Here is an 8,646-nt window from a genome sequence, read left to right on the forward strand (position 1 = left end):
CTCCCTTCTCGGGATGGTGGCTTTCCAGCTGGACAAGGAGAGACCGCATGACCCCTTCGACGATGTTCCCGGCCAACAATGGCCTGAGCTTCCATACCTTCCAGCGCTACGATCGATTTTTGCGCGGCCTGATGATTGATCGTCAGGCCTGGTTCCCCGCCCGCGACCTCGCGCGCCTGACCAATTCCGATGTGAGCGGTCGCACCACGCGCAAGCTCGACCCTGACCAGTACCGCTGGGAGCGCCTGGTCGGCAGCCGGGAGGACGAACTGCTGGTCAGCGAAAGCGGCCTCTACACGCTGCTGCTCGTGTACTTCTACCACCCGGAAAACCGCAACCTGCGACAGTGGCTGAGCAATGACGTCGTACCGGTCCTGCGCGACGCTCAGTTACCGACGGGCTCTTTCCCCCGCCACGCCTTGCGCGAGGTACAGGGTTACCCGCTGGCAGTGCTCGAATGGCAAGGTAGCGTCTGGCTTCGCTTTGGTGACGCCGCCCGCGTGCTGGAGCGCGACGGCACTGCGTAGGATGGCGTGGAGCGAAGCGATACCCATCGCTGGCAGTCCGTAGGACGAATTACCCGGAGCGGGTTATCCGGCCTACGGATGCCGAGCTTCTGCGAACGCACGTTCGTATGAAAGGGTGACTGTCCAGTACGCCTCTGGCCCAAACTGGCGTAGGACGCCCCCGGCGAGACTTTGTGCACAGCTGTGCGCCTCCGGCATTCTTGGTTCAGAATCAGAAAGATCCTCTGTGTAAATAAGAATACAAAGGAGCCCGACAGAGGCGACGAGGTCGACAAGCCCACCGCCCAACCAGCAAGTGGTGCGTCGAGCGCCCTCAATACGACAGTGGCCAAGCCCAAGGCAGGACAGCATGAAACTGCGGAAAGAAATCGAAAATACCATCCGGGAAGCGCGTGAAGACCGCGCCAACGCGGCGCTCGCGATCTGTGTATTGCTCGAGGAGAAGCTGGGCCTTTCGCAGACCGGGTGGTTCGATGACGACCCGCTTGCGCTGCAAGCCATCGCCGAGTGGAAGGCTTCCGCCATTCCTCAGCAGCAGGAATGAGCGCCCCGAGGGGCAGTTAACCCACGCTTGCTCTGCATGAGCAGAAAAGAAAAAGCCCGGCATTTTGCCGGGCTTTTTGCGTCCTTCTTCAGGCGGAGCTCAAAGCACCCCGAACACCTTCTTCGCCAGGCCGGTGGCCGCGGCAGTCGGGTTCTGGCGAATGGTCTTCTCCTGTTCCGCGATGAGCTTGAACAGGCCGTCCAGCGCTTCCTCGGTCACGTAGTTCTCGATATTCGCGTTCTTCGCATCGACAACGCCGAAGGCGGCAGCCTGGCTGGCGAATGCGTTGTACTGCTTGGCCACGCCGACCTGGTCGGTGGCCTGCTTGATGATCGGCAGGAACTTGGCGCGCAGTTGCTCGCGACTGCTGCGGTTCAGGTAATCGGTGGCGGAATGCTCGCCGCCCTGGAGGATGCCCTTGGCATCGGTCACGCTCATCTTCTTGACCGCATCCACCAGCAGCGCCTGGGCTTGCGGCATGGCAGTCTCGGCGGCCTTGTTCATGCTCGCTTCGAGCTGGTCGACCTGGGCGCCCATGCCGAATTGCTTCATGGTCTTGGCGGCCTTGCCCAGCTTCCCGGGCAGTTCGATGCGCACGGCCGGGTCATTGCTGAAACCGCCAGGTTGGCTGAGCTGCTTCACGGCTACCTGGGCACCCTGGGTCAGCGCATCTTTCAGGCCGCCGGTGGCATCGCTCTGGCTAAGGTCGGAGAGGGACAGGGCAAAGGCATTGAAGGACAGCAGGGCGCCGGCCAGCAGAACGGGGAATCGCAGCATCGATACTTCCTTGGCGAAACACGACGGTTTCGAACCGCCGAGGTGGAGAAGGGAGGGGGGAGATTAACGGAGGATGGCCGCCGGGGAAAACCCGGCGGCGCGGTGAATCAGCGCACGGGATCGACGCGGACGCGCAGCGGCTGAGGATCGCTGCCATCGAGTTTGACGCTGTGGCGCTCGGTGGTGATGAACAGCAGGCGGCCGCCGTCCTCGATGCGCGCACTGATGCTGTAGCTGTGGCCCGGCTTGACCTGGTTGCGGTCGTAATCCAGATGGAACGCCAGCGGCACCTGGCGACCGGGCTCCAACTGTTGCTGGGCGAGGTCGACGGCCGGCGCATCGGCCAGCGATACGTCCTGCAGGCTGACGGTGACCTGGGCAGTGGGCGGCAGGGCGATGCGCTGCAGGTAGAAGACTTCGCCATCCAGCGATGCCTTGTCGCCGGAAGAAGTGGAACTGCAGGCGGCGAGCAGGCCGGTCATCAGTAGCAGGGGAAGGGTTTTCATGGGGGGAGCTCTCCTTGGATCCAGGGCGCGTCAGACCATTGTGGGTGACTTTGGTTTCCGCGCCATGATCTGGGAGAGCGTCGAGTTATTTCACGATGCGTCCGAAGCGGTTCTGGAACATGACCTGATCGCGGCCGTCCGTGAGGTCATACAGCGAGTAGTAGTGGCTGAGTCGTGCGCCACCGTCACGGGTCAGAGGGTCCCAGCTCAGGTTGGCGCGGCGCATGGTGGAACTGCTCATCAGCTCGTCGAAGGGGATTGACACGTAGATGCCCTTGTCGAAGCTGCCCTCGCCGTAGGCCTCCTTGTCCGCCGTGGTCAGCGTGACCCAGGCGCCGAAGCGCACGCCGTTCCTGAACTGGCGGGACAGATCGAGGGTGCCGCCCCAGTCGCGCGCCAGGTAACGGCCGGCACTGACCTGCGCGAGGATGTCCTCGAAACCGGTTTGCCAGTAGAGGGTGACGAAGCCGGTCGCCGTCTGGTAATCGCGCAGGGCGAAGTGCTGATCGAACTCACGCTGGCGCACCAGATCAAGGTTGGCGCCCAATGCCCAGCGTTCGTTCATGGGGCGATACAGCAGTTCGCCGCCCACGCCGGCGTACATGCTTTCCAGATAACCGGCGTAGACCATGCCATAGAGGTCCTGGTCCAGCCGCATGGTCTTGTTCATCTGGAAGGTTTGCAGCATGACGTTGGAGGTTGTCATGTACTCGCGGACATCGGTGCGCACGCGCGGCAGGTTGCTCGGTGCGTCGTAGGTGAAGTTGTCGAAGTTGTTGAACAAGTTGACGCTGAGCAGGCCGTTCGCCCACAGGCTTGGCGTGAAGCGGTATTCGCTGTCGAGGTCGGCTGTGAACTGATAGAGCAGGAAGTCGTTCGGCCCGCCGACGCTCTGGTTGTAGCCGAGGCCGACGTTGTAGCTGAACGGATCGGGTTTCTGTTGGTACAGCACCTGTTCCTGCTGCGGCAGCGGTACGTTCTGTTCGGTCGCACGGCGCAGGTCTTCCAGCGGCCGTTCCTGATTGACCACGTCCTCGAACAGTCGACGCGGCACGCTGGTTTCGACGATGGGCTGGCCATAGCGCGTGTCGACGACGGTAAACCACTGGGCTTCCTGGTCGGTGCTGTTATCCAGGATGCGTGCCGTACGCCCCACCGCTTCGGGTGGATAGAGATAGCGGGTCTGCTCGCCGTACACCACGACTTCGTGGTCCTTCTGCGTAATGCGCTCGACCTTGTAGCCGGCGTTTGTTTCCAGGCGATGGGAGACCTCGGCCCAGTCGGTTGTGCCGCCTGGTTTCTGCTCCACTCGCTGTGCCAAGGTTTCGGGAGCGGGGTCGCTCACTTTCGCTGGGGCCTTGCGGGTAGCGAAGTTGGTGTGCAAGGTGATGCCGAACATGGCGGTGTTGCCGCGCTCGAAGGCGGCCGTCAGGTCGATCGAATCGCTTGCCTTGAAGACCAGGCCGATGTTGAACGGCGAGTCCTGCTTCTGTGGGTTGTCGAGTGGTTCGTGCTGGTAGTCGTTGCCGTCGTATTCGAGCTTGAAGGACAGCGGTTTCCAGGGCGTCTGCCAGTTGATGCCGCCGAAGAGGGAAGGGCGGCCACGGAAGTAGCTATTGGAACTCAGTTCCCCGGTACCCTTGGACTGGGGCCGCGTATTGAATCGGTCATCGATCCAGCCGAGCGGATTGTCCAGCTCGCCCCGGTTGCCGATGTAACCCCAGGCAAGTCCCAGGCTGAAGTCGAGATCACCGACGCGCTTGTTGCCAACAAAGTACTCGCTGGAGAACAGGCCGGTACCGCCAATATCTCGACCACCCAAGGCAATCTCGGGCACCCAGCGGCTTTCCTGCAGCAGGCGGAATTTGACGTCAAAGGCTTTGTCCTTGTAACTCTGGTTGCCGCTCTCGTCTGCAGATCCATATTTGCGGTTGCTGATTGCGGTATAGCGGAACGTACCCTCCATCCAGTCGAACGGCTGCAGTGAAAAGCTGTAGCGCGAGTAGGGATCGGTCCGGTTGGCATTGACGCTGATCTCACCGGCCGGCGCCATGCGCGCGGTTGGCGTCTGCAACAGGCCGATGCCACCGAAGTCGTTCAGCGTATAGCGCGGTTCAGCGAAGGTCAGGTTGGCGCCTACCAGCAGCAGGTAAAGGCCGTGGCGGCTGTTCATGGCGATCCCATGGGTAAAGGCTGAGTGGCGAAGAACCGGGCCAGTTCCTGATTCAGGTCCGGGGCTATCGACTGCACACGCCCGGCATCCAGCGGGATCAGCACGATGGCGCCGGGCGCCGGGGGCTCGGCGTCCTCGCGATTCCACAGGGCGATACCCAACCGGGAAACCTGTCCGTCAGGCTGAATCAGATAGAGGTAATCCGGGTCGGCCTCCGCCAGGGCAGGGCAGTGTTGTGCATATCGGTAGGCCTGTTGTAGAGGCGCAAATGACAGCTTGCAGTCGTTCGAGACCGCACCGGTGACGCGAATACTGTCGGGCCGCGGCGGGAAGATCAGTCGGTCGCCGCCCTGCAGCTTGGGCGAATGGGCGGCGCTCAGTTCGACGGCCAATGGGTCGAGTCGGTAAAGGCGCCGCCCGGTGACCGGAAGTCGGGCCACCTGCTCGTTCAGTTGCCGGGCTGCATTGGCCATCCCCGGCTCGTTCTGAAGCATGGCGAGACGTTGGAGCTGGATCAGGTCGAACAGGACGCCCGCTTTCAGTCGTTGTTGTTCCTGCTTCAGGCTGTCGCGCTGCCAGGACGCACCAAACCAGTAGCTCAGCGGGTCTATCCGCAGTTGACCCATCAGGTCGCCCAGGCGCAGGCCTTCGACAATTTCCTTTTCTCCCGGAGAGGGGACTGCGCCGAGCACCTCGATGCGAGGGTTGGCAAATAGTGTGTTGCCGAGCGTGAGGCCCAGCAGCAGACAGCCGATCCGCGCAAGGCTCATTGTTGCCCCCGCAGTGGTCGCAGTTGGGTGAGCGTGACGCTCAGGCTCGGCGTGACCTGCTGGCGACTTTGCAGGATGAAGCCATCCTGCGGGTCGACCCAGTAGTGGTTGGTCGAAGACATGCCCGCAACCGGGGAGGCCAGTGATTCGTCGACACGCAGCAGGGCGTGGTCCTGGTCCAGAATGCGCACAGTCTCGACGCCGGCTTGGTGGAAGGTGCCCCTGAGGGGAACATCGAACTGAGCGTTTGAGCCGAGATCAATCCAGCGCTGGCTTGGCTGCCCGTCTGCAATGCGCTGCAACCCGAGAGGAAAGGGGGAGTCATGGGCCAGTCGCGTCCCAAGAAGATCCTCCGGGAAGCCCAGGGTGCGTACGATCACGCCGTCCTCGAGTAACAACAACTGATTGGAGTTGGCCCGCCAGTACTGCAGCTTGCCCTGCACGCGCACCAGCGCCATCACCGCCGAGCCGTATTCGGTTGTCACCTGGATCTGGTAATAGGGCAGCGCATCGACCTGGGCTTGTGTGACCTCCAGGGAGGCCGGGCCATGAAGGCTGGCGCCCAGGGTGTTCAGGGAGCCTTGCATCAAGGGGTTGCAGCCACTCAGTGACGCGGCCAATGCGGCCAGCGCGATCAGGCGGAGGGCGATCATGACCACGTATCAGTTGTTGTTGAGGTTGTGCTGGACGGTCGAACCTGTGCCGATAATGCCGGCCGAGGGAACGAGCTGGCTGATCAGGCGATTCCAGCGGGTCACTCCGGCTGGGCCGACGTAGACCACGTCCTGGGGGCGCAGCTGGAACTGCCGGGCGAGGATGAACGCAGTTGGTGAATTGGCGTCGAGCTGGAAGACCTTGGCGCGTTCGGTTTCCAGGTTCTCCACGCCGCGAATGACGTAGACGGCCTTGCCGTTGGAGGTGGTCTGGTTGAGACCGCCGACACTGCCCAGTGCGTCGGCCAGGTTCATTTCGCGGGTCTTGAAAGTCAGGGCGCGCGGTGCGTTGACCTCGCCCATCAGGTAGACCTTCTTGCGGTCGTTGTAGGGCAGGTAGATGCGGTCGCCGTCCTTCAGGCTCAGGTTGTACAGGTCGGTTCCCTCGGCGGTGTTCAAGGCATCCAGGTTGAGCTGGAAGACTTCTCCGTCCCGAGTGAGCGTCAGGCCGGCAAGGTCGGCGTTGAGCGAGTCCACTTCAGCGGTGCCAATGGCCTCCATCAGCGTCAGGGGGGTGGTGGTGATGGGCTGCTGGCCCGCCTTGACGAAGGCGCCATTAAGTACCACTCGCTGGCTGGCGAAACGCAGGATGGCAATGTCCACCTGCGGCTCTTCGACATAGGCCGAAAGCGCCTCACTGATGGTCGCGCGGACGTCCTCGATGGTGCGCCCGCCTACTCGAACCGTGCCGATGTAGGGATAGAAGAGGGTGCCGTCCGGTCGGACCAGGCGTCCGTTGGCATCGGTTTGCTGCTGCTGCCCCGCTGGCGAGGTCAACTCGGGGTGATCCCAGACCGTGATGTAGAGCAGGTCACCCGCGCCAATGCGATAGCTTTCCGGGCGGTAGTCGGTCAGCTTTACCGGGACGGCACCCTGAGGTTGCGTCGCGGCTTCTACCGCCAGCAGTTTGGGAGTGATCTGTACCAGTTCGACACGGCTGGACTCGGCAGAGTCGTCCTGCAATAACCGTCCGGTATCGAGGTTCTGACCAGGGGAGAACATGCATCCCTGGAGTGCAAAGGCGGACAGGAACGCGATAGATAAGGGACGGAGCATGGGCTGGTTACACATGGAAGATGATGGGATTGACGCGGGAGATGGCCGACGCCGGTTTTCCTGGGCATAAGAGGACGGCCGAGAGGCTGCGCAGGGTAGCAATCAGGTCTGATAAGGGATGTAGGAAAAGGATGGCGATGCGGGACAGGAAATTCGCTAACTGACAGCGAGTTTGACTAGTAAGCGTTCTGGTGGACGAAGCCCTTGAATAGCGTCAGGAATACGATCTTCAGGTCCCACCACAGCGACCAGTTGTTGATGTAGGCCAAGTCAAACTCGACGCGCTTCTGCATCTTCTCCAGCGTGTCCGTCTCCCCACGCCAACCATTCACCTGGGCCCAGCCAGTGATACCTGGCTTGACCTTGTGACGCAGCATGTAGCTGCTGATCTGCCCGCGATACTCTTCGTTGTGCGCAATGGCATGGGGGCGTGGGCCGACGATGGACATATCGCCCAGCAATACGTTGATGAATTGCGGCAGTTCGTCCAGCGAGGTTCGGCGCAGGAAGGATCCAACTGGGGTGATGCGATTGTCGTTGCGTGTGGCCTGGGTGACTCTCGCGCCGTTCTCCATGACCCGCATGCTGCGGAACTTCCACACTTCTATCGAACGGCCATCGATGCCGTAGCGCTTCTGCTTGAAGAAGATCGGGCCGGGCGACGTGAGTTTTACCGCAACGGATATCAGCAACATCGGGACGGCGATGAGGCAGAGAATCAACGAAGACAGCACGATGTCTTCCAGGCGCTTTACCCATGCGCCGGCTCCCACCATGGGACTGTCGAAGATGCTGATGGTTGGAATGCCGTCGATGTTCTGTGAGCGGGCATGAAGCAGGTTGAAGACGAAAACATCGGGGACGATATAGACGGAGGTCGTGGTATCGCTCAGTTGCTCCACCAACCATCTGATTCGTGTTTCGCTGCGCGTGGGGAGCGTAATGTAGACACGATCCAGCTTGCCCGTACGAGCCTGTTCGACCAGGTGTTCCAGCGTGCCGGAAATAGGCAGTTTCACATTGCCAGTGCCCAGGCTAACGGGGGCGTGAAGCTTGTCATCGAAGAAGCCGACCAGTTCCAGCCCCATCCAGGGGGCGCTGGCAATGCTGGTTGCCAAGCGCTGCCCCAACGTGCCTGCGCCGGCAATGGCAACCGAGCGAGTGTTAAAGCCGCGACGGCGAAGCGCATGCAGGCCTGAGCGCAATAGCACGCGGTAACCGCACAAGCCGCCGAGTACCAGTGAGAACCACTGTATCTGACCTTTCCCGCTGAGCACGGTGATCTCTGGACTGAGGTAGTCGGCAACCGCAACGCCGGCAAAGCTGATTGCCCAGACACCACCAACCTTCTGTATCTCCTCGCGAATTCGTTCACCCCGCCATGAGACATAGAGTTGCCCGAAATCACTGAGTAGATAGAAGATGACCAGGGCAAACAAAGTTGCGATGACGGTTGAGTAATTCCACTGTGCTCTATCGATGGCGATGACCACGCTCATGCCGAGACAGATGACGCCGAGGTCAAGCAGCTTCTGCAGGATGGAAATAGTGGCTTGATGGGGGCGGAGGATTCTGCGTTC

Annotated in this window: 9 protein-coding genes; 2 read left to right on the top strand and 7 right to left on the bottom strand. The window is 61.4% G+C overall.

From position 1 onward, the window contains the following. Window positions 1-47 precede the first annotated feature (47 nt). Window positions 48-527, top strand: a complete 480-nt coding sequence (locus tag FAS41_RS06835; RefSeq protein ID WP_246084822.1) for a BRO-N domain-containing protein — start codon at window positions 48-50, stop codon at window positions 525-527. 349 nt (window positions 528-876) lie between these two features. After that, a complete protein-coding gene (locus FAS41_RS06840) occupies window positions 877-1,071 on the top strand; it encodes a hypothetical protein (protein ID WP_138520844.1) in 195 nt (64 codons plus the stop codon). Between the two features lie 99 nt (window positions 1,072-1,170). Here the strand turns inward: FAS41_RS06840 and FAS41_RS06845 are convergent, their stop codons facing one another. The 7 genes from FAS41_RS06845 to FAS41_RS06875 all read right to left on the bottom strand — a co-directional run. Further along, window positions 1,171-1,848, bottom strand: coding sequence for a DUF4197 domain-containing protein (locus tag FAS41_RS06845; protein WP_138520845.1), 678 nt, complete (start codon window positions 1,846-1,848; stop codon window positions 1,171-1,173). Window positions 1,849-1,955: 107 nt separating this feature from the next. Then, window positions 1,956-2,354 carry a YbaY family lipoprotein gene (locus tag FAS41_RS06850; protein WP_138520846.1) on the bottom strand — a complete coding sequence of 133 codons (399 nt, stop codon included), beginning with the start codon at window positions 2,352-2,354 and terminating at the stop codon, window positions 1,956-1,958. An 85-nt stretch (window positions 2,355-2,439) separates the two neighbouring features. After that, window positions 2,440-4,527, bottom strand: coding sequence for a YjbH domain-containing protein (locus FAS41_RS06855; RefSeq protein ID WP_138520847.1), 2,088 nt, complete (start codon window positions 4,525-4,527; stop codon window positions 2,440-2,442). After that, a complete protein-coding gene (locus tag FAS41_RS06860) occupies window positions 4,524-5,297 on the bottom strand; it encodes a capsule biosynthesis GfcC family protein (RefSeq protein WP_138520848.1) in 774 nt (257 codons plus the stop codon). The genes FAS41_RS06855 and FAS41_RS06860 overlap by 4 nt, the downstream gene beginning before the upstream one ends. Further along, on the bottom strand, window positions 5,294-5,950 hold the full coding sequence (locus FAS41_RS06865) for a YjbF family lipoprotein (protein ID WP_138520849.1): 657 nt from the start codon (window positions 5,948-5,950) through the stop codon (window positions 5,294-5,296). Before FAS41_RS06865 ends, FAS41_RS06860 begins: the two co-directional genes overlap by 4 nt. Before the next feature lie 9 nt (window positions 5,951-5,959). Next, a complete protein-coding gene (locus FAS41_RS06870) occupies window positions 5,960-7,066 on the bottom strand; it encodes a polysaccharide biosynthesis/export family protein (RefSeq protein WP_138520850.1) in 1,107 nt (368 codons plus the stop codon). A gap of 176 nt (window positions 7,067-7,242) precedes the next feature. Continuing rightward, window positions 7,243-8,646, bottom strand: a 1,404-nt coding sequence (locus FAS41_RS06875) for an undecaprenyl-phosphate glucose phosphotransferase (protein WP_246084823.1), incomplete at its 5' end; no start/stop codon positions are given.

This window comes from Pseudomonas nicosulfuronedens (genome assembly GCF_005877905.1).
GTDB classification, from domain to species: domain Bacteria; phylum Pseudomonadota; class Gammaproteobacteria; order Pseudomonadales; family Pseudomonadaceae; genus Pseudomonas; species Pseudomonas nicosulfuronedens.

Excerpts from the sequence above, each read along its gene's own strand:
- FAS41_RS06835 (WP_246084822.1), top strand. The coding sequence starts at position 48 with ATGACCCCTTCGACGATGTTCCCGGCCAACAATGGCCTGAGCTTCCAT.
- FAS41_RS06860 (WP_138520848.1), bottom strand. The coding sequence starts at position 5,297 with ATGAGCCTTGCGCGGATCGGCTGTCTGCTGCTGGGCCTCACGCTCGGC.
- FAS41_RS06865 (WP_138520849.1), bottom strand. The coding sequence starts at position 5,950 with ATGATCGCCCTCCGCCTGATCGCGCTGGCCGCATTGGCCGCGTCACTG.
- FAS41_RS06855 (WP_138520847.1), bottom strand. The coding sequence starts at position 4,527 with ATGAACAGCCGCCACGGCCTTTACCTGCTGCTGGTAGGCGCCAACCTG.
- FAS41_RS06840 (WP_138520844.1), top strand. The coding sequence starts at position 877 with ATGAAACTGCGGAAAGAAATCGAAAATACCATCCGGGAAGCGCGTGAA.
- FAS41_RS06845 (WP_138520845.1), bottom strand. The coding sequence starts at position 1,848 with ATGCTGCGATTCCCCGTTCTGCTGGCCGGCGCCCTGCTGTCCTTCAAT.
- FAS41_RS06850 (WP_138520846.1), bottom strand. The coding sequence starts at position 2,354 with ATGAAAACCCTTCCCCTGCTACTGATGACCGGCCTGCTCGCCGCCTGC.
- FAS41_RS06870 (WP_138520850.1), bottom strand. The coding sequence starts at position 7,066 with ATGCTCCGTCCCTTATCTATCGCGTTCCTGTCCGCCTTTGCACTCCAG.